This window comes from Haemophilus sp. C1, from assembly GCF_001276515.1.
GTDB lineage: Bacteria > Pseudomonadota > Gammaproteobacteria > Enterobacterales > Pasteurellaceae > Haemophilus.
In genome coordinates this window covers 69,997-92,026 of sequence record NZ_LDVZ01000003.1, presented here as the reverse complement: position 1 = coordinate 92,026, position 22,030 = coordinate 69,997, and the positions used below count along the sequence as shown (strand labels likewise).

General features: G+C 39.0%; 19 protein-coding genes and 1 tRNA gene. 8 read left to right on the top strand and 12 right to left on the bottom strand.

Features of this window, described 5'->3' with window-relative positions; translation table 11 throughout:
• Position 1 precedes the first annotated feature (1 nt).
• From ABW51_RS10135 to ABW51_RS02110, 6 genes are all read right to left on the bottom strand, one after another.
• A complete protein-coding gene (locus ABW51_RS10135; protein ID WP_179854398.1) occupies positions 2–175 on the bottom strand; it encodes a DUF5363 family protein in 174 nt (57 codons plus the stop codon).
• Positions 172–2,142 carry a tRNA(Met) cytidine acetyltransferase TmcA gene (locus ABW51_RS02130; protein WP_053465371.1) on the bottom strand — a complete coding sequence of 657 codons (1,971 nt, stop codon included), beginning with the start codon at positions 2,140–2,142 and terminating at the stop codon, positions 172–174. The genes ABW51_RS10135 and ABW51_RS02130 overlap by 4 nt, the downstream gene beginning before the upstream one ends.
• 4 nt (positions 2,143–2,146) lie before the next feature.
• Complete coding sequence (locus tag ABW51_RS02125; protein ID WP_053465370.1) at positions 2,147–2,488, bottom strand: SirB2 family protein; 342 nt, start codon at positions 2,486–2,488, stop codon at positions 2,147–2,149.
• A gap of 61 nt (positions 2,489–2,549) precedes the next feature.
• Positions 2,550–4,220 (bottom strand): energy-dependent translational throttle protein EttA, encoded by a 1,671-nt coding sequence (ettA, locus tag ABW51_RS02120; RefSeq protein WP_046950035.1) that lies wholly within the window; start codon positions 4,218–4,220, stop codon positions 2,550–2,552.
• A gap of 164 nt (positions 4,221–4,384) precedes the next feature.
• Positions 4,385–4,708: a HigA family addiction module antitoxin gene (locus tag ABW51_RS02115; RefSeq protein ID WP_053465369.1), complete on the bottom strand. Its 324-nt coding sequence runs from the start codon at positions 4,706–4,708 to the stop codon at positions 4,385–4,387.
• Positions 4,709–4,718: 10 nt separating this feature from the next.
• Positions 4,719–5,024: a type II toxin-antitoxin system RelE/ParE family toxin gene (locus ABW51_RS02110; protein WP_053465368.1), complete on the bottom strand. Its 306-nt coding sequence runs from the start codon at positions 5,022–5,024 to the stop codon at positions 4,719–4,721.
• Positions 5,025–5,348: 324 nt separating this feature from the next.
• On the opposite strand from ABW51_RS02110, the gene zevA reads away from it, so the two are divergent.
• The gene (zevA, locus tag ABW51_RS02105) at positions 5,349–5,969 is read left to right on the top strand and encodes a zinc transporter binding subunit ZevA (RefSeq protein ID WP_005629791.1); all 621 of its coding nucleotides are present in this window, start codon (positions 5,349–5,351) and stop codon (positions 5,967–5,969) included.
• Positions 5,970–5,971: 2 nt separating this feature from the next.
• Positions 5,972–6,940 carry a zinc transporter permease subunit ZevB gene (gene zevB / locus ABW51_RS02100; protein ID WP_053465367.1) on the top strand — a complete coding sequence of 323 codons (969 nt, stop codon included), beginning with the start codon at positions 5,972–5,974 and terminating at the stop codon, positions 6,938–6,940.
• A gap of 102 nt (positions 6,941–7,042) precedes the next feature.
• Here the strand turns inward: zevB and ABW51_RS02095 are convergent.
• Positions 7,043–7,118, bottom strand: a tRNA-Asn gene (locus ABW51_RS02095).
• A gap of 436 nt (positions 7,119–7,554) precedes the next feature.
• On the opposite strand from ABW51_RS02095, the gene uvrB reads away from it, so the two are divergent.
• Complete coding sequence (uvrB, locus tag ABW51_RS02090; RefSeq protein ID WP_053465366.1) at positions 7,555–9,594, top strand: excinuclease ABC subunit UvrB; 2,040 nt, start codon at positions 7,555–7,557, stop codon at positions 9,592–9,594.
• 30 nt (positions 9,595–9,624) lie between these two features.
• Here uvrB and ABW51_RS02085 read toward each other — a convergent pair whose 3' ends face one another.
• Together ABW51_RS02085 and ABW51_RS02080 are read right to left on the bottom strand one after the other, a co-directional pair.
• A complete protein-coding gene (locus ABW51_RS02085; RefSeq protein WP_053465365.1) occupies positions 9,625–11,550 on the bottom strand; it encodes an LTA synthase family protein in 1,926 nt (641 codons plus the stop codon).
• Positions 11,551–11,834: 284 nt separating this feature from the next.
• Positions 11,835–14,105, bottom strand: coding sequence for an NADP-dependent malic enzyme (locus tag ABW51_RS02080; RefSeq protein WP_053465364.1), 2,271 nt, complete (start codon positions 14,103–14,105; stop codon positions 11,835–11,837).
• Between the two features lie 197 nt (positions 14,106–14,302).
• Here ABW51_RS02080 and ABW51_RS02075 point away from each other — a divergent pair, with 197 nt between their 5' ends.
• From ABW51_RS02075 to ABW51_RS02065, 3 genes are all read left to right on the top strand, one after another.
• Positions 14,303–14,926 (top strand): DUF1919 domain-containing protein, encoded by a 624-nt coding sequence (locus ABW51_RS02075; RefSeq protein ID WP_053465363.1) that lies wholly within the window; start codon positions 14,303–14,305, stop codon positions 14,924–14,926.
• 97 nt (positions 14,927–15,023) lie between these two features.
• Complete coding sequence (rsuA, locus tag ABW51_RS02070) at positions 15,024–15,722, top strand: 16S rRNA pseudouridine(516) synthase RsuA (RefSeq protein WP_053465362.1); 699 nt, start codon at positions 15,024–15,026, stop codon at positions 15,720–15,722.
• Position 15,723: 1 nt separating this feature from the next.
• Positions 15,724–16,926, top strand: coding sequence for a Bcr/CflA family multidrug efflux MFS transporter (locus tag ABW51_RS02065; RefSeq protein WP_053465361.1), 1,203 nt, complete (start codon positions 15,724–15,726; stop codon positions 16,924–16,926).
• A gap of 50 nt (positions 16,927–16,976) precedes the next feature.
• Here the strand turns inward: ABW51_RS02065 and ABW51_RS02060 are convergent, their stop codons facing one another.
• The gene (locus tag ABW51_RS02060) at positions 16,977–17,861 is read right to left on the bottom strand and encodes a DMT family transporter (RefSeq protein WP_442902632.1); all 885 of its coding nucleotides are present in this window, start codon (positions 17,859–17,861) and stop codon (positions 16,977–16,979) included.
• Positions 17,843–18,643, bottom strand: a complete 801-nt coding sequence (locus tag ABW51_RS02055; RefSeq protein ID WP_053465359.1) for a hypothetical protein — start codon at positions 18,641–18,643, stop codon at positions 17,843–17,845. The genes ABW51_RS02060 and ABW51_RS02055 overlap by 19 nt, the downstream gene beginning before the upstream one ends.
• Positions 18,644–18,740: 97 nt before the next feature.
• Here ABW51_RS02055 and ABW51_RS02050 point away from each other — a divergent pair, with 97 nt between their 5' ends.
• Together ABW51_RS02050 and proA are read left to right on the top strand one after the other, a co-directional pair.
• Complete coding sequence (locus tag ABW51_RS02050; RefSeq protein WP_005652973.1) at positions 18,741–19,403, top strand: trimeric intracellular cation channel family protein; 663 nt, start codon at positions 18,741–18,743, stop codon at positions 19,401–19,403.
• A 20-nt stretch (positions 19,404–19,423) separates the two neighbouring features.
• Positions 19,424–20,677 carry a glutamate-5-semialdehyde dehydrogenase gene (gene proA, locus ABW51_RS02045; RefSeq protein ID WP_053465358.1) on the top strand — a complete coding sequence of 418 codons (1,254 nt, stop codon included), beginning with the start codon at positions 19,424–19,426 and terminating at the stop codon, positions 20,675–20,677.
• Positions 20,678–20,772: 95 nt separating this feature from the next.
• On the opposite strand, the gene dnaJ is transcribed toward proA, so the two are convergent.
• The gene (dnaJ, locus tag ABW51_RS02040; RefSeq protein WP_053465357.1) at positions 20,773–21,921 is read right to left on the bottom strand and encodes a molecular chaperone DnaJ; all 1,149 of its coding nucleotides are present in this window, start codon (positions 21,919–21,921) and stop codon (positions 20,773–20,775) included.
• Between the last annotated feature and the right edge of the window lie 109 nt (positions 21,922–22,030).

Sequence of the window (22,030 nt, the reverse complement as noted above, 5' to 3'; positions counted from 1 at the left end):
TTTATTTCTTTAAAGAAGATTCTTCTTTCTTCAAATTACCATTTTCATCTTCTGTTGCTGACATAGGCACGCAGCTACAATTAGGTTGATCTAACCCCCACTCTTTAATGAAATTATCATATTTTTCAAGTGCACGCTTAAACCAACATTTTGGTTTCTCAGTTTGTTCTGTCATAAAGTTCCTCGTTCTAAATATTGTTTAATTTCTAAACGTAGCCATTCTACGCCTTTTTTCTTGTTAATGGGAAGTTGTTTTTTTGTTAAATAAGCGGAAATTAATGGGAAATTTTCTTTGCCCACTAATTTTAATAAACGCCTCATCGCAGGAAGGCTCGAAAATAAAGTGCGGTGAAAATTAGCAAAGTTTTTTAAGCCCGCCCAATCGAACTCATCAAGCTGCCAATCAAGCTGATTTTGCTCAAAATTTATGGCGAGCGGATGAAAAGATAAAGGGATATTACGCTGAAATTGTTTGTTCGCAGTATCAACTAAAGCCAAGCCTTCTTTGGAAAGACCTTTAAGGGCAATCGCTGAATAACAACCACTGCTCGCTTCTTGATGCTCGCCTAAATGCACCAAAATAAAACCGCACTTTTGCCAAAACTTTGCCAGTTCGTCGGTGTAGCCAAAACTCACCGAAAGAAAATCCACATCGGCATTTTCCATGGCTTGCATCAAATTTTGCCCAATGCCCTTTTGCTGCCAATTTGGTTGCACGGCGATACGTGAAATGCGGAGTGAACGCAGTTTACAGGCTTGGGACAGATTTTCATGGAAACATAATGCCTGTGGAACAAGGTTCCCTTTCGGGCGACGTTTGCCTTGTTGAATTTGAATAATCAACTCATCATCTGCCATATTTCCTTCTTCTAATGCCCAAATTGCACCGAGCAAATTCTGTTGATATTCGGCAAAATAAAAACGTTGATTTTCCCCATCCAGTAAACGACGAAGATCAAGTGGCGATGTTCGGTAGTGAGCAATCGTCATTAGCCCATAAAAATCTCGAAAGAAAAATTGACGATTATATTTTCCTTTACTACCCTTACTTGTGAGGGGAGCTTCCAAAGCTTGAGGGAGACTGGCTATATCTAAATCCCCCTTCCGCCCTTCGGGCACCTTCCCCCGCAAGCAGGGGAAGGAAAGATTTTTAGCGTTTTCCTCTATATTATAAGTAATATTGCTATAGTCAAAGTGCTGAAAATCATCTTCGGCATTTAGCAACAAAAGATCATCAATAAAATGTTCTAACGGATCATTTTCTTGCCAACGTAGGGGCTGTTTAAGCTCAAAATGCTGAAAAGTGCGGTGAATTTTCCGTTTAAATTTTAATTCGAAACCACGCCCCGTTCCTTCGTAGCTATGAATTGTTGTGCTAAAGACAATATGTTGAAAATATTGAGAATATTCTTGCAATAATGGCAATGGGATCATCGCTGCTTCATCTACGAGCAACCAAGCAGATTGACTAAATTCAGGTTCATTTTGTAACCTAATAGCCAGTTCATCGGGGGCGATAAATTCTATCTCTCGTTCTGAAAATTCAATAACTGAATGTACCGCACTTTTATTCGGTGCGGTGAGATAAACTGCTGCCTGAATTTGATTAGCAAGCATCCCCAATAATGCGGATTTCCCTCTTCCCCGCTTGGCAGTTAGAAAATAAATATCCTGCTCGGCCTGTAAAATAGTCTCGATAATTTGTTGTTGCGCTAACGTGGCATTTTTGTGATGCTCGTTAGAATAAAAAACCGCAGGAAATTCAACCGCACTTTCCTCTCTGAAAATAGGGAAATGATAGCGTTCAATGCACTGTTTGAAATGATAAATAAAATTAGGCGTGGCGATTGCTGACTGATTTCCATTCCAACGTAAACTATCTTGATCAGGCTGCTGAGATAAATTTTCCCAATCGGACAACACTAAACAAAGTGTGCCGCCCATTTTCAGAGTTCCAGCTGCAATAGCTAGCGCTTCAAGATGAATGCCATTTCGTCCATCAAATAAGATATGTTCAAATTCTTGTCCGAGCAAATTCGTTGCTTTAGAAAAAGCAATACCGCTTTCACCGATAATTAACACGTTATCAGGCACAAGCGGCAAAGTTTTGCTGATTAAAATTTGAAGATGGCGAGATGACATCGTTTTATTTCAGATAGGCAATTAACATCGCACCAATAAAACTTACGCAAGCAAGCCAAAAGAAAATACTTTTGGGTTGAGAAACTTTTTTACTGAAAAATTTCGCAGCAAACAGGATATACAAAATCAATAATGCGAATTTCGCTATCAACCACCATTCAATATCAAAAGCAAAGAGATATAAAATGACGACACCAGAAACAATCAACAAGGTATCTGATAAGTGCGGTAAAATTTTTAATAATTTTATCGAACGCCAGTTTTTGCCAGTAAGCTGCATTGCGCCACGAATCACCAACAAGGCAAAACTTAAAAAGGCGAAAAAAATATGTAAATAAACTAGCATAATCACTCCCAAAAAAGTAAGAAAAGTGCGGTCAACATCAACCGCACTTTCTCAATATAAATTACTTCGCAATACGTTTATATTTAATACGATGTGGCTGAGTCGCTGCATCGCCTAAGGTTTTCTTTTTCCACTCTTCGTAGTCTGAGAAGTTACCTTCATAGAACGTGACTTTACCCTCATCACCATAATCTAAAATATGTGTTGCGATACGGTCTAAGAACCAACGGTCATGGGAAATCACCATTGCACAGCCTGGGAATTCTAAAATCGCATTTTCTAAGGCACGCAAGGTTTCAACGTCTAAGTCATTGGTTGGTTCATCCAATAACAGGACGTTTCCGCCACGTTGTAAAAGTTTCGCTAAGTGTAAACGACCACGTTCACCGCCCGATAATTCGCCCACACGTTTTTGTTGGTCCACACCTTTGAAGTTGAAACGGCCCACATACGCACGGCTTGGAATTTCAAAGTTACCGATAGTGAGAATATCTTGTCCGTTAGACACTTCTTCCCACACAGTTTTCTTGTCATCCATTGAATCACGGAACTGATCCACCGAAGCAAGCACAACGGTTTCACCCATGGTTACAGAACCTGAATCTGGTTGTTCTTGACCTGACAACATGCGGAATAAGGTTGATTTACCCGCACCATTCGCTCCGATAATACCCACGATAGCACCTTTTGGAATGCTGAATGATAAATCATCAATTAAAGTGCGGTCGCCATAAGACTTAGTTAAGTTTTGTACTTCAATCACTTTATCACCCAAACGTGGACCAGGTGGAATAAAGAGTTCGTTAGTCTCGTTTCGTTTTTGATATTCGCCAGAATTCAACTCATCAAAGCGCGCCATACGTGCTTTGCTTTTCGCTTGGCGACCTTTCGGGTTCTGACGAACCCACTCTAATTCTTTCGCAATGGATTTTTGACGCGCATTTTCAGCTGCTTGTTCTTGCTCTAAACGTTTCTCTTTTTGCTCTAACCAAGAAGAATAGTTGCCTTCCCAAGGAATACCCTCACCACGGTCAAGCTCTAAGATCCAACCCGCTACGTTGTCTAAGAAGTAACGGTCGTGGGTAATCGCCACAACGGTGCCTTCATAATCATGTAAGAATCGCTCTAACCATGCCACCGATTCTGCATCTAAGTGGTTAGTTGGTTCGTCTAATAAGAGCATGTCTGGTTTTTCTAGTAATAAGCGACAAAGTGCTACACGACGACGCTCACCACCAGATAAATGTTCGATTTTGGCATCCCAATCAGGTAAACGTAACGCATCTGCGGCGCGCTCTAATTGGTTATCTAAATTATGTCCATCATGTGCTTGAATAATGGCTTCAAGATTGGCTTGTTCTGCAGCTAATTTATCAAAATCCGCATCAGGATCCGCATAAAGCGCATACACTTCATCTAAACGAGTCAGTGCATTTTTCACTTCAGAAACTGCTTCTTCCACTGCTTCACGCACGGTTTGTTGCGGTTCTAATTTTGGTTCTTGCGGAAGATAACCGATCTTAATTCCCGGTTGCGGACGTGCTTCACCTTCGAACTCTTTATCTACACCTGCCATAATGCGCAAAAGGGTAGATTTACCCGCACCATTTAAGCCCAACACCCCGATTTTCGCCCCCGGGAAGAAGCTCAAAGAAATATCTTTCAAAATATGACGCTTCGGCGGCACCACTTTGCCGACACGGTGCATCGTATATACAAATTGCGTTGACATTAATTATTCCTCATTAAAAATGACGCTCTATTTTACTGGAAAATAGGGCGAAAATATAGGAAACAAGCGGTAGGATTTTAGGAAAGTTTTGCGAAAATTGACCGCTTGTAAATATTTAGGGATAAAGCAGCTCCCTAAATTAAATAGACACTTTAGGACTTAAATTACATTGCAAATGTAGAAGTACCACGCCGATGTAGAGCGGGCTTAACATTTGCAAGACTTTGTTGAAAACGTTTATTGTGTTCAAGGTCCCATAAATCAATACGTGTTTGCAGATTAAGCCAAAACTCAGGCGTAGTATCAAATGCTTTAGCAAGTTTAACTGCCATTTCTAGCGTAATTCGTGAACTATTATTAACAATATTGCTTGCCGTATTACGATGTACATCTAAAATTTGAGCTAAATCATTAATTTTAAGACTTAAAGGTTCTAAAAACTCTTCTTGTAGAATTTCACCAACAGAGGTGGGTTTTCTCGTCATCATATTATCTTCCTTATAAATTATAAGAATGTGGATCTAAATATAAATTATTTACTTCGTTATTCTCATATTTAAAAATTAGGCGATATTGTTTATTTACTCGAATGGAATAAATTTTATTTTCTTTTGGCTCAAGCAACTCTAAGTGATTAGCTGGCGGAGAACGTAAATCATTGATGTCTTCCGCAGCACTTATCATATCCAATTTTCTTGCCAATACTTTAGATAAATTAGAAGGGATCTTACTATGAGTATCGCCATATTGATAAAACCTATAAAGATAATCATCTCTAAAATGCTCACGCTTTAAATTAAACATCTATTATTCTCTTGGTTATACTCGAGTTGATCATAATAAGAATAAATGCACAATGCAAGAGTGCATATTTCGACTTAGATAAAAAAAACCACCCGAAACGGGTGGCAGGAAAGTAGTTTAGCTATATTTATGATTATTTTATTTAGGAACTTTATGAATATCAAGCAATCACTTGACGAGGCTATGTTACTGAATATTGAAAGGTAAAGGAAATGCTATTGAGAGTTTTTTTGATTTACATCAACATTTTTGACAGAAAAATTCGTTTTTGCGTGTAGAATAAACAACTTCAAATTCTATCATTCAAAATAATTAGGATTTTTTGTGAAAACGTATTCATTATTACTCGGTCTATTCATTAGTTGTGGTGTTTTAGCTCACCCTCACGCATTTATTGATATGCAAAGCACGCCCATTATAGAAAATAATCAACTTACTGGCTTTTCAATGAAATGGACGTTGGATGAACCAAGTTCGTCTGCGATTATTTATGATATGAAACAAGCTAGAACTAAAGCGGAGAAACAAAAACTTCTTGATGATGTCATGGGAAATATCGTCAGTGAACATTATTTTAGCTATCTATATGATGCTCAGAATAATAAAATCAAATATTCCCCTCACCCAAAAAATTACGGCATTAACGTTCAAAGCTTACAACTTCAATATTATTTTGATGTGCCACTCGCCCATTCTCAAAAGTTAGAAAAAAACACATTTAGCTTACAAACTTACGATCCCACTTATTATGTGGCAATGACTTACGCCTCAAAAAGTGCGGTAGATTTTTCCGCACTTCCGAAAAATTGCCAAGGAAAATTAATTGAACCTAATGTGGATGAAAAAATCCAATCCTACGCATCTTCACTTGATAAATCCCAAAAGAACGAAGATGATTCCTTAGGCGTAATGTTCGCGCAAAAAATAATAATTCAATGTGAGTAGAAATGAAAAAATATAAAACTGGTCTCGTGATATTAGTGATTGCACTCGCCTTATTTGGCTATTTTTCCCCTTGGTTTTTCTTACATATTGCTGCATGGCAAAAAGATTTTAATCAGCTTATTTCGGAAAATTTACACCAAATTCAAAATAATAGCATCAAGGCAGGCATCACGCTTATTTTTGCTAGTTTCATTTATGGGGCATTACACGCGCTCGGTCCGGGACACGGCAAATTTATTATCGCCAGCTATCTTTCTACTCATGAAAGCCAATTAAAACAAAGTACTATCTTGAGCTTACTTTCTTCCTTAATGCAAGGCATTATCGCGATTACAGCAACAACATTGCTTGTTGTAGTGCTAAATCTTTCATCACGTTATTTCAAATTAAGTCAACTTTGGTTAGAACGAACTGCCTTGCTATTATTGGTATTTCTCGGCTGTTATTGGATTTTGCAAGGTTTACGTACCTATCGTAAAAAAGCTAAATTAGCCATTAAATCCCTAAATCCCCTCCCCCTACACGAAAAAAGTGCGGTGAAAAATAACCGCACTTTTCAGCCAAACACATGTAGTTGTGGACACCAACATTTGCCAAGCCCCACGCAAACTGCACAAGCAACCAATCTAAAATCACAATTTCTCGTGATTCTAACAATTGGCATGCGCCCATGTAGCGGTGCAATTTTCGTTTTATTTTTAGCTTATATGCTTGATCTTTATAGCTGGGGAATTTTAGCTGTATTGGCCATGTCTTTCGGCACAGGACTTATGCTGTCAGCCTTCGCGGGAATTGTACGTTATGCGCGAAATACTGCGATTCACTTAGGGCATTGGTATAGTTCAAAAAATACAAAAGGAAAAAGCGAAAGTATCGTGAAATTAATAGCAGGTGGAATAATGCTATTTTTTGCCTTGAGCTTGTTATATGGCACAACCATCTCAACTGGCGGAAGCAAAATCCTATTTTGAAGTTAAAAATAAAGCCCATCAACATGATGGGCTCAAAATCTTTTGGTTGCTAATTTAGAATTTGTAAAAGGAGACAAACAAACTCTAAACCAAAAGAAAAATTGGCTCCTCCTGCTGGACTTGAACCAGCGACATATGGATTAACAGTCCACCGTTCTACCGACTGAACTAAGGAGGAATAAACTTTGTATCACAAGGAATAGGGCGCGAATTTTAATGGTCGATAGTTAGCTTGTCAATGCAAAATTTAAAAAAATTTCATAAAAAAATAAAAAATTTCCTCATTTTTTATATACCACCTAATATTTATTTTTCTATCCACAGAGCCTGTGGATAACTTTGTGGATTAACTTTTTAAAATTTTGCGGATCCCTTGTTCTTACAAGGATTGTTCGATCTTGATTACAGATTAGCCTAAAATTAAATTTTAATTTAAAATCAACAGGTTAAGTTTTGTCTAGTAAAAAATTAAAGTTTTTTTTATGAATTTGTGACATCTTCCTCTTGACATCGCTAAGTCTGTGTAAAACTTAGATTTTTGCCTGATCAATTTTACACATTAAATATGCTAAAATAGACATTATTCAAAACTATGAAAAAACCGACCGCACTTTATGTCTGAAAAAATCAACACAAAACCGTTCATTCTACATTCCGACTTTCGTCCCTCTGGCGATCAGCCACAAGCTATCGAAAAACTGGCTGAAAATTTAACGGATGGATTAGCTCACCAAACTTTACTCGGGGTAACAGGCTCGGGGAAAACCTTTACTATTGCCAATGTAATCGCTCAATTAAATCGCCCAGCGATGTTACTTGCACCGAATAAAACCCTTGCAGCCCAGCTTTATGCAGAAATGAAAGCCTTTTTTCCAGAAAATGCGGTGGAATATTTTGTGTCTTATTATGATTATTATCAACCAGAAGCCTATGTGCCTAGCAGTGATACCTTTATTGAAAAAGATGCGTCCATTAATGATCAAATCGAACAAATGCGTCTTTCAGCGACGAAATCTTTTTTAGAACGTCGAGACACCATCGTGGTGGCTTCTGTTTCAGCTATTTATGGTTTGGGTGATCCTGATAGCTACTTACAAATGATGTTGCATTTACAACAAGGTGCCATTATCGATCAGCGTCAAATTTTAGCGAAGTTAGCGGAATTGCAATATACCCGCAATGATCAAGCATTTCAGCGTGGAACTTTCCGTGTTCGTGGAGAAATTATTGATATTTTCCCTGCGGAATCCGATGATCGTGCGGTGCGTATTGAGTTATTTGATGATGAAATTGAACGATTAAGTTTATTTGATCCTCTCACTGGCAGTAGTTTTGGTGCTGTCCCACGTTTTACGATCTATCCAAAAACTCACTATGTGACGCCAAGAGAACGTATTTTAGATGCGATAGAAAACATCAAAAAAGAACTGGTATCACGCCGTGAATACTTCATTAAAGAACATAAACTTTTAGAAGAACAGCGTATCAGCCAACGAACCCAATTTGATATTGAAATGATGAATGAATTGGGCTATTGCTCGGGCATTGAAAACTACTCTCGCTATTTATCGGGAAGAAATGAGGGCGAACCACCACCGACATTATTTGATTATATGCCCTCTGATGCTATTTTAATTATTGATGAATCTCATGTGACTGTGCCTCAAATTGGCGGAATGTATCGTGGCGACCGTTCACGTAAAGAAACCTTAGTCGAATATGGTTTCCGTTTACCATCAGCATTAGATAATCGTCCGTTACGCTTTGAAGAATTTGAACGCTTAGCCCCACAAACCATTTATGTTTCCGCAACACCAGGGCCTTATGAATTAGAGAAATCAGGTAGTGAAATCATCGATCAAGTGGTTCGTCCGACTGGTTTGCTTGATCCGCTCATTGAAATTCGTCCAGTCTCAATTCAAGTAGATGATTTACTTTCCGAAGCTCGCCAAAGAGCGGATAAAAATGAGCGAGTTTTAGTGACAACACTCACTAAAAAAATGGCGGAAGATTTAACGGATTATTTAGATGAACACGGGATTCGTGTGCGTTATCTACATTCTGATATTGATACCGTGGAGCGCGTCGAAATTATCCGTGATTTGCGTTTAGGCGAATTTGATGTATTGGTTGGAATTAACTTATTGCGTGAAGGTTTAGATATTCCAGAAGTGTCTCTTGTGGCGATTTTAGATGCGGACAAAGAAGGATTTTTGCGCTCCGAACGTTCTTTAATTCAAACCATCGGCCGAGCTGCACGAAACTTAAACGGTAAAGCAATTTTATATGCGGATAGCATCACCAAATCAATGGAGAAAGCCATTACCGAAACCAACCGTCGTCGTGAAAAACAAAGTAAATACAATGAAGAACATGGTATTGTGCCACAAGCATTAAATAAGAAAGTCGGTGAATTGTTAGATATTGGACAAGGAGCAAATCAAAAAGCGAAAGCCAATAAACAACGTGGAAAAATGGCAGCAGAACCAACCGCACTTTATAATACACCGAAAAATGCCAAAGAATATCAACAACAAATCAAAAAACTGGAACAACAAATGTATAAATTTGCCCAAGATTTGGAATTTGAAAAAGCCGCAGCAATTCGCGATCAATTACATCAATTACGTGAACAGTTTGTTTTTGAAAACTAAAAGAAACGCCAGCTTAAGCTGGCGTTCTGTTTATTTATTTTCACCTGAAGAATACAAGCGATTTTTATATAAATAACTGCCTAATAAAGCGTGAGCCAATGCCTCTTTTTTCATTGCATCAGACACATCTTTTGGCGTTAAAGTTTCTGAAGCTTTATCATAATGATAACCTTGTGCCGCTTTATTTGGCATTTGAATCACCACATCATTATTACCTTTCATCATTGCTTGAGTTTGATCGTATTGCATAAAGGCACGATCTGGATTTACATCTTGCGTTAAATCAAACCCAATCATTGGATAATTGCCACTTACGCCTGCTAAAGAAAGTAATGTGGTTGGCATATCAATTTGGCTCACAAGACGGCTATCACGACGTGGCGCAATTCCATCACCAAGAATCAAGGCTGGAATATGGAAATGCTTAATTGGCACAAGACTTGCTCCGCCTACACGAGAATCGTGATCCGCAACAATTAAGAAAATCGTATCTTTCCAATAATTAGACTGTTTTGCCATTTTAAAGAAATGACCTAACGCATAATCTGCATATTTTGCCGCATTATTACGAGTGGCTTTTGGTTGCTCATAAAGCTCAATTTTGCCATCTGGATATTCAAATGGATCATGATTGCTAGAGCTAAACACTAAACTAAAAAACGGTTTACCTTCATTTTGTAATTTCGTGAAAGTTTCATTGGCTTTATCAAATAAATCCTCATCACTCACACCCCAAGTGCCAGTAAATGTTGGATTCTGATAGTCTTGTTGATCCCAAATATCTTTAAAGCCATTGCCATAGAAAAAGCTCGCCATATTGTCAAAGTGCTTTTCGCCACCATAAATAAAGGAAGTGTTATAGCCTTGTTTATGTAATAAATCTGCAATAGTAAAGAAACCACTTTGGGCATTATTAAGTTTCACCACTGCACGAGCTGGCGTTGGCGTAAAACCTGCGGTGGTTGCTTCAATACCGCGTACTGAACGTGTGCCTGTTGCATAAAGATTTTCAAACAACCACCCTTCTTTTGCGAGCTGATCCACATTTGGAGAAAGTGGTTTGCCACCGAGTGTACCAATGAATTGAGCACCGAGACTTTCTTGTAACAAAATCACGATATTTTTAGGTTTACCCTGATAAGTCGCGACATTTTTCGTTAAAGTTGGGTATTTATCTGAAATATAATCGCTGTCTGGGCGGCCACGGCTGGCTTTAACAATACGAAACATTTCATCTGCATCCATTTTTCCGTACATTTCTGAAGATTTTTCTTCATCTTTAAATTGCTGCGCGGCATAAATCACGGAATAGCCCGAATTAAGCACTAGAGAATTCACTAACGCATCAGAAGAAAATGCCACCATGGCAGGATTAATACCACGGTGTTGAAAACTTGAGCGCGCGCCAAGGAAGCTCACGACAATAACAAGCAAAGCAATCACAGGGCGAAGTTTCCAACTCATTGAACGTAAATTTTTGACTGCCCAACCAGAAATTTTCCAATAAATCACGGCAGCTAAAACTGTGAAAACAAGGCTAAAAATAACCGCACTTAAATGCCCTTCAGCAAGCATTGAAAAAACTTCTTTCGGATAAATCAGGTATTCGATAAATAAACGATTTGGACGGTAATCGTAGGTTTCAATAAAGGCAGGTGTGGCAATTTCCATAAAGATAATAAACACACTACCAAGCGTTAACCAAATTCGTAAAATTTTTACCCAAACTTTGTTGCTATGGAACAATGTTGTGAGCAATGCTGGTACGCCAAATAAATAACAGAGTGCCACCACATCCATTCGTACGCCTTGCAAAAATAATTGCAACCAGCCATCTACGGCGGATACACGCTCTGATTGCCATACGGCAAGTCCCAAACGAGATAAGGAAAGGATGATGAGATTAATCAACACGAAGGTGAAGATTGGGAATAAAGGAGAATGCGCTTTTTTCATTGTAAAAACCACTAACAAAACGGCATCCAAGCCGTATTAAATTGAAGAAAGATAGGCAACTGTCTATCGGTCGGTTCCTTTTCGACACGACAAAAGTCTTAAAGTGCGGTCAATTTTCGCATAGTTTTAGTTAATCTCAAATGCAAACAATATGCCGAATTCTGTGTAGAACAATTTTAGCTAATCACATTCAATAGAATTACAAAAAATAAAGCCTCGAGAAAAATCGAGGCTTTGTTAAGTAAACGGCGGAAATTTAATAAAAATTCACCGCACTTTTTCAACTACTCTTGTTGTGCTTTCACCGCAGCATACGCAATCATATTAATAATACGGCGAACAGATGCCCCTGGATTAAGAATATGCGCAGATTTGTTCATACCCATTAAGATCGGGCCAACGGTAATTGCCGTAGTGGTGCCGCGTAATAAGCTATAACTAATACGTGATGAGCTCAAATCAGGGAATACTAATAAATTTGCGCTTCCTTTCAATGGGCTATCAGGCATGACTTCTTTTCGGTGAGCTTCATTCATCGCTAAATCGCCACGCATTTCACCATCGATCATTAAGTGTGGATTACGCTCTTTGACGATCTGTAATACTTCTCGCATTTTTGGTGCACCTAATGAATTAGAGGAACCAAAATTAGAATGAGAAAGCAATGCAACAGCAGGTTCAATACCGAAACGGTGAATTTCTTCCGCTGCCATTAAGGTAATTTCAGCTAATTCTTCTGTTGTTGGATTACTGTTTACGTGAGTATCCGTTAAGAATACGTTACCAGTCGGTAATACAAGGCTATTTAAAGCAGCGGCAGTTTTCACGCCATCTTTTAAGCCAATAATATCGCGAATAGATGCAAGGTGTTTTCCGTATGAACCAAATAAACCACATACTAAAGCATCTCCATAGCCTAAGCTCAGTAACGTAGAAGCTAATACGGTGGTGTTAGAACGCACGACACGTTTTGCGATTGCAGGTGTAATGCCTTTACGTTTGGTAAGCTCGTAATAATGTTTCCAACATTCTTCATAGCGAGGATTATCTTCGTTATCCACAATTTCAAAATCCACACCTGCAGTTAAACGTAAACCAAGTTTTTTAATTTTTTCTTCAATCACGCTGCGGCGACCAATTAAAATTGGATTTGCCAAGCCCATTGAAATCACTTCTTGGGTGGCATGCAATGCTTTATTTTCTTCCCCTTCTGCCAAAATAATACGTTGTTTTGCCGCTTTTGCTTGGCTGAAAATAGGGCGCATAAACAAGCTAGTTTTGTAAACAAACTGAGTTAGTTTTTCAACATAAGTATCCCAATTTTGAATTGGACGAGTTGCCACACCAGATTCCATTGCAGCTTTTGCTACCGCTGGTGCAATACGCACAATCAAGCGAGGATCGAATGGACGAGGAATCACATAATCTGCACCAAAAGTCGCGCCTTCACCACCGTAAGCAGAAGTTACAACTTCGTTTTGCTCTTCTAATGCAAGGTCAGCAATGGCATAAACTGCCGCACGTTTCATTTCTTCATTAATCGTCGTTGCACCCACATCTAATGCGCCACGGAAAATGAATGGGAAACAAAGCACGTTATTTACTTGGTTTGGATAATCAGAGCGGCCTGTACATACAATTGCATCAGGACGAACTGCTTTCGCTTCTGGCGGGGTAATTTCAGGATTTGGGTTAGCTAAAGCAAGAATAATTGGATGCGCAGCCATGGTTTTCACCATATCTTGTGTAAGCGCACCCGCCGCAGAACAACCTAAGAAAATATCTGCATTTGGCATCGCATCGCCAAGTTTACGCCAGCCATTATCTTCAATTGCATAATCTTTTTTGGTTTGATCCATTTTGTCATCACGGCCTTTATATACCACGCCTTTCGAGTCGCAAACTGTGATGTTTTCACGTTTCATACCTAAAGAAAGCAATAAGTTCAAGCACGCAATAGATGCAGCACCCGCACCAGAGGCAACAAGTCGGACATCTTCAATTTTTTTACCTACAATACGAAGAGAATTGATGATCGCGGCAGCACTGATGATCGCCGTACCATGTTGGTCATCGTGGAATACAGGAATATTCATTCTCTCACGCAATTTTTGTTCAATATAGAAACATTCCGGTGCTTTAATATCTTCAAGATTTACCCCACCAAAAGTTGGCTCTAACGAAGCAATAATATCAACAAGTTTATCGGGATCATGTTCATTCACTTCAATATCAAATACGTTGATACCTGCGAATTTTTTAAACAATACTCCCTTTCCTTCCATTACCGGTTTGCCCGCAAGCGCGCCAATATTACCAAGACCAAGTACCGCTGTACCATTGGAAATCACCGCCACTAAATTGCCACGCGCCGTATATTTGTAAGAGGCGGCAGGATCTTTTTCAATTTCTAAACAAGGCTCTGCCACACCTGGCGAATAAGCTAAGGCTAAATCACGTTGTGTTGCGAGTGATTTTGTTGGGGTAACTTCGATTTTTCCAGGAATTGGAAATTCGTGGAAATCTAAGGCTGCTTGACGTAATTGTTCGGTCATAATAAGTGCTCCATTTTCTTGAAACAGGATTGAAATATTGCGTCGATTATATCTGTTTTTTATTCAAAAAATTGTGACGAACTGCAAATTTTTACAACTTTATAACAAAATTTTTTTGATGCGAGGCATTAGCTAGACTTTTCATTTTTCAGCAAAAAAGGTAGGATTTTCGCAACAAAAGCATAAAGGATGAGAAAATGAATCCATTTCAAAAAATTAAAAGTGCGGTGAATAAATGCCAAAGATTTTTCATTAATCGCACTCTGCAACGTAAACTAACAAATCAAGGTATGACTGTCATTTCTGCCAATTGCGTGGGGGCTTTTATCTTACATGATTTACACCAGCCGTTTAATTCCCCTTTTGTGAATCTCTATCTCTCGCCACAGGATTTTTTGCGTTATTTACAAAATATGGATTTCTACCGTACTCAACCTCTCACATTCGTACAAACAGAAAAAAGTTATCCAGTGGGGAAACTTGCCGATCTTGAAATTCATTTTATGCATTATCACAGTGAGCAAGAAGCCAATGAAAAATGGCAACTTCGAACGTCACGAATGAATTTCGATAATCTTTTTATTATGATGACAGATCGAGATGGTGTAACCGAAAAAGACATTCAACTTTTTGATCAACTCCCTTTCAAAAATAAAGTAATTTTTACTCACAAGCCCTACCCAGCTTTTAAATCGGCTTGTTATATAAAAGGCTTCGAAAAGCAAAATCAGGTGGGTGATATTTTTGAATTTTCTGGCTGGAATGGGAAAAAATATTACGATCAATTCGATTACGTGAAGTGGTTTAATCAAACTAGATAATAAACAACGAATAAAGGCTGCATTGCAGCCTTTTTTGTTTCGTTCTAAAAGCAAAAACCTGTACAATGCCTAGCGAATTTTAACAAGAGAAAACATAATGAGATTAGATAAATTTATTGCTGAAAATGTGGGATTAACTCGCTCTCAAGCAACAAAAGCAATCCGCCAAAGTGCGGTAAAAATTAATGGTGAAATTGTCAAAAGTGGCTCAGTACAAATTTCACAAGAAGACGAAATTTATTTTGAAGATGAATTATTAACTTGGGTGGAAGAAGGTCAATATTTTATGTTGAATAAACCACAAGGCTGTGTTTGTTCCAATGATGACGGCGACTGTCCAACAATTTATCAATTTTTTGATTACCCTTTGGCGGGCAAATTACATAGCGCGGGTCGCTTAGATGTGGATACGACAGGTCTCGTATTGCTTACCGATGATGGACAATGGTCACATCGCATCACTTCCCCAAAACATCATTGTGAAAAAACCTATTTGGTGACATTAGCTGATCCCGTAGAAGAAAATTATTCCACCGCTTGTGCGGAAGGCATTTTATTACGCGGAGAAAAAGAGCCCACTAAACCAGCAAAATTAGAAATCTTAGATGATTACAACGTGAATCTAACCATTTCTGAAGGTCGCTATCATCAAGTAAAACGTATGTTTGCCGCACTTGGGAATAAAGTCGTTGGGTTACATCGCTGGAAAATTGGTGATGTTGTACTAGATGAATCCTTAGGAGAAGGCGAATACCGCCCATTGACTCAAAACGAAATCGAAAGTTTGGTGAAATAAGATGAGTCAGCAAAAATCTACTTTCATCTTTATTCTTACGCTCGGTATTCTCGCTATGCTACCGCCTTTTGGCGTGGATATGTATTTGCCGTCTTTCTTAGAAATTGCGAAAGATCTCGGCGTGAGTCCAGAACAAGTACAACACACTCTCACCTCTTTTGCTTATGGCATGGCGTTTGGTCAGCTTTTTTGGGGGCCTTTTGGTGATAGTTTCGGACGAAAACCGATCATTTTACTCGGTGTCATTGTAGGCGCGCTAACAGCTTTAGTACTCACTGAAATAAATTCAGTCGGAAATTTCACCGCACTTCGTTTTGTGCAAGGTTTCTTTGGTGCTGCACCTGTTGTGCTTTCAGGCGCATTATTGCGTGATTTATTTAGTAAAGATCAACTATCTAAAGTGATGTCCACCATCACCTTAGTATTTATGCTTGCACCTTTAGTTGCGCCAATTATTGGGGGTTACATCGTTAAATTTTTCCACTGGCACGCAATTTTTTACGTTATTTCGCTGGTGGGATTATTAGCCGCAGCATTGGTCTTTTTCATCATTCCAGAAACCCATAAAAAAGAAAATCGCATTCCGCTACGCTTAAATATTATCGCTCGCAATTTCCTTCTGCTTTGGAAGCAAAAAGAAGTGCTCGGCTATATGTTTACCGCCTCTTTTGGATTTGGCGGGCTGTTTGCTTTTGTGACTGCAGGATCAATTGTCTATATCGGTATTTATGGGGTTCCCGTCGATCAGTTCGGTTACTTCTTCATGATGAATATCGTTACGATGATCTTTGCCTCCTTTTTGAATAGCCGATTTGTCACTAAAGTGGGCGCAGAAACAATGTTACGGATAGCCCTCATAATTCAATTCCTTTCTGGAATGTGGCTAATTTTGACCGCACTTTTAGATCTCGGTTTTTGGCCTATGGCAATTGGCGTCGCCTTTTTCGTCGGTCCAAACCCAGTGATTTCATCAAATGCAATGGCATCAGCTTTAGAAAGATGTCCTCAAATGGCGGGAACGGCAAATTCTTTGATTGGTAGCGTACGTTTTGCAGTGGGTGCAATTATGGGAAGTTTAGTCGCGTCAATGAAGATGGATACCGCTGCCCCAATGCTATTTACTATGGGGGCATGTGTCGCAATTTCCGTGTTGGCGTATTACTTTCTAACCAGCCGAAATCTTAAAAAATCTGAGAGAAAATAAGCTCGCAATTCATCATTGTTCCCTCAATATTTGTGAGGGAACATTAATTTCTAACGTTTCGATCCTAAATAAATCGCAAATAAAGTGAGCAATGCACCAAGCCATTGCCAAAGATTAATCGCTTTATCCAAATAGAAATAATCAATCAACAATGCAGCTACTGGCTCCGTGAGTAACAATAATCCAGTAACACTTAGCGAAAGCAAAGGGATTGAATAAGCAATCATACCCCAAGCTACGCACTGCATCACCGCACCATAAATCACGACTAATCCCCAATCCTGCCATGTTGTTGGATAAAGATTATTTGAATTGAAAATTAAAGATGGGACAAGCAGCACTAAAGCACCAGTCAAACTGATAATTAACATCAATGGAAATAATGCTGTTTGCTCTTCTTGATGAACTTTTTTCACCATCACCATAGAACCAGCCAACATTACCGCTGAAATTAAACCAATCACAATGCCATAAATTCCGTCAATATTATGCTGTAATTCTTCGACAGAAATTAACGCTACGCCAACTATCGCCAAAAACAAACTTAATATTTGTAGTTTACTTTGACGTTCGGCAAAAAAGACAAAACCAATGGCAGCCAAACAAAAAATTTGCAAGCTATTTAATAAAGTAGAAATGCCTGGACCTACGGCGTAAATACTTTCATGCCAAAAGGCAAGATCAAACGCTAAAAATACTCCAGAAAGTGCGGCAAAAAATAAGGCTTTTTTACTTTTTGGAAAATGTTGGCGTTTTAGTTTCACTAAAAAATAGAAAATGCCCGATGCAATTAATAATCGCCAAAAAGCAATTGCATAAGCACCGACAGGCACAAACTTAACAATCAAGCTACCTAAGCCAAATAAAATACAGCCTACCACCAACATCAAAGAGGCAATATTATTCTGCTTTTCCATTAAGCGAAGACCATCCATAACGGCAAGCAAACAGCAATAAATAATAGGATAAATAAACTATTGGCAGATAATTTCCACTTTTGGAAACTATGTAAAATCAGAATAGCCGCAATAACAAAATGGCAAACAAAATAAATGATGTAAGCGAAAATACTGTCAAAATTAACCGCACTTTCCATGCCATTTAAAAGTAAAAATAAAAACATTGCCAAAGCATTTAAGGCGAGCAATATAATCATGGCTAACGGAAACAATGCAATAAAACCTTGTAAACGATTTCGTGCAATCACAAGCGCAAGATTTGTCAAAATCACGCCAGATAAAATCGGTGCAAACGGGTTATATTCAGCAAAATCACTCGCAGGAAGCACGGTAAAAATCATTAAATAACTCAAGCAACCTAAACCCGCAATTAATGCAGCCATCAATAAAAAGCTATTACGGATTTTTTCAGTTTTTGGTTGTTTCCAAATAAAATACACGACAGAAAGACCAGATACGCTCATCACGTTAGTAAGAGTGTGATTATTCTGCAATAAACTTATCACCAACCATACTGCCCAATAAATGGCAAAAGTCAGATTCACTTTGATTAAACGACCACGTTGTCCCGGGCAAATTTCGCCGCGATAAAACACCAATAAAGAAATTAACTGGGCAACCAACACACCTACACCTAAGTGAGGCATTGTTTGCTTTTCAGATTGCAAAGAAAAAATAAATAGATCGATGCCAAGCACCATTAAGATTGATAATACCGCAAGCAATGCTGCGATATATTTAGAAGATTGTTCTGACATAATTTTGACGTCTGAAAAAATAATGCGCCATTATGCTAAAAATTCATTAAATTTTAAAGTAGAATGAAACCAATTTTAACCGCACTTAGGTACATGAATGTTACTTAGTATTTTATATATCATCGGTATCACCGCTGAAGGAATGACAGGTGCACTTGCGGCTGGTCGTGAAAAAATGGATATTTTTGGCGTGATTATTATCGCATCCGTCACTGCCATTGGCGGTGGCTCTGTGCGTGATGTACTGCTTGGGCATTATCCTCTCGGCTGGGTTAAGCACCCAGAATATTTTTTAATGGTGGCAAGTGCGGCGGTAATTACCGTATATGTTGCGCCATTCATCAATCATTTTATGCGCTATTTCCGCACTATTTTCTTGGTGCTCGATGCGATGGGGTTAGTGGTGTATTCCATTATTGGCGCGCAAATTGCAATGGATATGGGACATAGCCTCACTATTGTTTGTATTGCAGGCTGTATTACGGGTGCTTTTGGCGGTGTTTTACGCGATATGCTATGCAATCGAATTCCTCTCGTGTTCCAAAAAGAACTCTACGCCAGCATTGCGCTATTTGCCACGCTGACTTATTACGCATTAAGCACACTTCAAGTAGAACATACACTTGCTGTGTTACTCACACTTATTAGCAGCTTTACTTTACGTCTTTTAGCTATTCATTTCGAATGGGGGTTGCCAGTGTTTAATTACCAAGAACTCACATCGGAAGAACAAGATAAGCTGCCAAATAAAAAGAAATAAATACAATAAAGGAAATAATTATGTTAGAACAAATGGGTAAACAAGCCAAAGATGCAGCATTTATCTTGGCTCAACTCACCACTGCTGAAAAAAATCGTGCATTATCCATTATTGCAGAACAACTCGAACAACAATCCCCTCTTATCTTAGCCGAAAACGCAAAAGATATTGACCTTGCCAAACAAAATGGATTATCCGATGCTTTGATTGATCGCCTACTGCTCACGCAAGAACGTTTGCAAGGCATTGCTAATGATGTACGCCATGTTATTTCACTTGCAGATCCTGTGGGTAAAATCATAGACGGCGGTACATTGGATAGCGGACTTAAAATCGAACGCATACGCACTCCGCTCGGCGTCATTGGTACAATTTATGAAGCTCGCCCAAATGTAACCATTGATGTGGCAAGTCTTTGCCTTAAAACCGGTAATGCAGTGATTTTACGCGGTGGTAAAGAAACGCAGTTTTCTAACAAGATCTTAATCGAAGTTGTGCAAAATGCTTTAGAGCAAGCAGGCTTACCAAAATTTGCTGTGCAAGCCATTACCGATCCAAACCGTGAACTCGTTATGCAATTATTAAAACTAGATCGCTATGTGGATATGATTATTCCTCGCGGTGGTGCGGGTTTACATGAATTGTGTAAACAACATTCGACTATTCCTGTTATTGTGGGTGGTGTAGGTGTTTGCCATACTTTCGTTGAAGAAAGTGCGGATCAAAATAAAGCGATTTTTGTTATTGATAACGCTAAAACACAACGTCCAAGCACTTGTAACACTTTAGAGACGTTGTTAGTACAACGTTCTATTGCTGAAGAATTTTTACCCAAACTGGTCTCTCATCTCGCTGTCAAAAACGTAAAATATCACGCAAAATCCACCGCACTTAATATATTGAAACAAGCGGGTGCGAACGTCTGCGAAGTGACAGAAAAAGAATTGCGCGAAGAATGGGGATCATTGGATTTGAATGTGGTTGTTGTGGAAGATATTCATGCTGCTATTGAGCATATCCGCCAATATGGTACGCAACATTCTGAAAGTATCTTAACTTCCTCACAAATCCTAGCCCGTCAATTTATTAATCAAGTCGATGCTGCTGCCGTTTATGTGAATGCAAGCACACGCTTTACTGATGGCGGACAATTTGGATTAGGCGCAGAAGTTGCCGTGAGTACCCAAAAACTCCATGCTCGCGGCCCAATGGGATTAGAAGCATTAACAAGTTATAAATGGGTGTGTGAAGGCGAATATACTATCCGCAAATAGTGCCATTGAACAAAAAGCACAAAAAGTGCGGTAATTTTTAGAAGAGATTATTTGCATATAAAAAAGTCCGCGAAATGCGGACTTTTTCATTACCTTTATTTGTCAGATTTACCCAAGTTATCAAAGAATTTTTTCACACCGTCTAAAAATCCTGAAGATTTTGGTGCGTGTTTACTTAAATCTTTACCCTGTAAACTTTCTTCAAGTTTTTGAAGTAATTCTTTTTGTTCGCTGGTTAAATTAACTGGCGTTTCGACCACGATACGGCAAATCAAATCGCCCGCATAGCCACTACGTGTAGAGGCGACACCTTTGCCTCGCATGCGGAATAATTTTCCAGTTTGCGTTTCAGCTGGGATTTTAAGCTTCACTCGGCCATCTAAGGTTGGCACTTCAATTTCCCCACCAAGTGCAGCTGTGGCAAAGCTAATTGGTACTTCACAATATAAGTTGTTACCGTCACGTTCAAAAATATTATGTTCTCTCACGTGAATCACAACATATAAATCCCCAGCTGGCGCGCCATTTTCGCCTGCTGCGCCTTTTCCTGCTAAACGAAGTTGGTTACCCGTATCTACACCTGCAGGAATTTTTACTGAAAGATTTTCTTTCTTATGAACTCGCCCTTCTCCATGACAGCTATGACAAGGTTTTTCAATTTTCTTACCGCTACCATGACAAGTTGGACAAATACTTTCAGATACAAAGAAACCTTGTTGACGACGAATTCGACCCGAACCGTGGCAATGTGGACAGGTTTCAACTTTAGAGCCTTGTTCTGCGCCAGAACCACCACAACTATCACAATGGGCAAGAGTATTGATTTGAATATCTTTCGTTGTACCTTTTACAGCTTCTTCTAAAGTGATTTCTAAGTCATAGCGTAAGTCTTCGCCACGAACAACGCGCTGACGACCACGGCCACCGCCACCAAAAATATCGCCAAAGATATCGCCGAACATATCACCAAAATCAGCACCGCCAAAGCCGCCACCGAAACCACCAGCGCCACCACCTTGTTCAAAGGCTGCGTGGCCATATTGATCGTAGGCTGCGCGTTTTTGATCGTCGCCTAATACTTCATAAGCTTCATTAATTTCTTTGAATTTTTCTTCCGCTTCTTTACTGCCTTGGTTTTTATCAGGATGATGTTTAGATGCTAAACGTTTATACGCACGTTTAATATCATTCTCACTCGCCCCTTTTTGTAGGCCAAGGACTTCGTAGTAATCTTTTTTTGCCATAATGTTTCGTTTGTAAATTTTATAGAAATTTGACCACTTGTAACATACTCCCCTCTTTAGCAAAGAGGGGCGGGGGGAGATTTGGCAGAAGTAAATTTAGCTCATAAGA

Bases quoted from the DNA above. Each gene is read 5' to 3' on its own strand.
- ABW51_RS02125 (WP_053465370.1), bottom strand. From the start codon at position 2,488: ATGCTAGTTTATTTACATATTTTTTTCGCCTTTTTAAGTTTTGCCTTG.
- ABW51_RS02110 (WP_053465368.1), bottom strand. From the start codon at position 5,024: ATGTTTAATTTAAAGCGTGAGCATTTTAGAGATGATTATCTTTATAGG.
- rsuA (WP_053465362.1), top strand. From the start codon at position 15,024: ATGAGATTAGATAAATTTATTGCTGAAAATGTGGGATTAACTCGCTCT.
- ABW51_RS02050 (WP_005652973.1), top strand. From the start codon at position 18,741: ATGTTACTTAGTATTTTATATATCATCGGTATCACCGCTGAAGGAATG.
- ABW51_RS02075 (WP_053465363.1), top strand. From the start codon at position 14,303: ATGAATCCATTTCAAAAAATTAAAAGTGCGGTGAATAAATGCCAAAGA.
- ABW51_RS02055 (WP_053465359.1), bottom strand. From the start codon at position 18,643: ATGTCAGAACAATCTTCTAAATATATCGCAGCATTGCTTGCGGTATTA.
- proA (WP_053465358.1), top strand. From the start codon at position 19,424: ATGTTAGAACAAATGGGTAAACAAGCCAAAGATGCAGCATTTATCTTG.
- dnaJ (WP_053465357.1), bottom strand. From the start codon at position 21,921: ATGGCAAAAAAAGATTACTACGAAGTCCTTGGCCTACAAAAAGGGGCG.
- ABW51_RS02085 (WP_053465365.1), bottom strand. From the start codon at position 11,550: ATGAAAAAAGCGCATTCTCCTTTATTCCCAATCTTCACCTTCGTGTTG.
- ABW51_RS10135 (WP_179854398.1), bottom strand. From the start codon at position 175: ATGACAGAACAAACTGAGAAACCAAAATGTTGGTTTAAGCGTGCACTT.
- uvrB (WP_053465366.1), top strand. From the start codon at position 7,555: ATGTCTGAAAAAATCAACACAAAACCGTTCATTCTACATTCCGACTTT.
- ABW51_RS02115 (WP_053465369.1), bottom strand. From the start codon at position 4,708: ATGATGACGAGAAAACCCACCTCTGTTGGTGAAATTCTACAAGAAGAG.
- zevB (WP_053465367.1), top strand. From the start codon at position 5,972: ATGAAAAAATATAAAACTGGTCTCGTGATATTAGTGATTGCACTCGCC.
- ABW51_RS02060 (WP_442902632.1), bottom strand. From the start codon at position 17,861: ATGGATGGTCTTCGCTTAATGGAAAAGCAGAATAATATTGCCTCTTTG.
- ABW51_RS02065 (WP_053465361.1), top strand. From the start codon at position 15,724: ATGAGTCAGCAAAAATCTACTTTCATCTTTATTCTTACGCTCGGTATT.
- ettA (WP_046950035.1), bottom strand. From the start codon at position 4,220: ATGTCAACGCAATTTGTATATACGATGCACCGTGTCGGCAAAGTGGTG.
- ABW51_RS02130 (WP_053465371.1), bottom strand. From the start codon at position 2,142: ATGTCATCTCGCCATCTTCAAATTTTAATCAGCAAAACTTTGCCGCTT.
- ABW51_RS02080 (WP_053465364.1), bottom strand. From the start codon at position 14,105: ATGACCGAACAATTACGTCAAGCAGCCTTAGATTTCCACGAATTTCCA.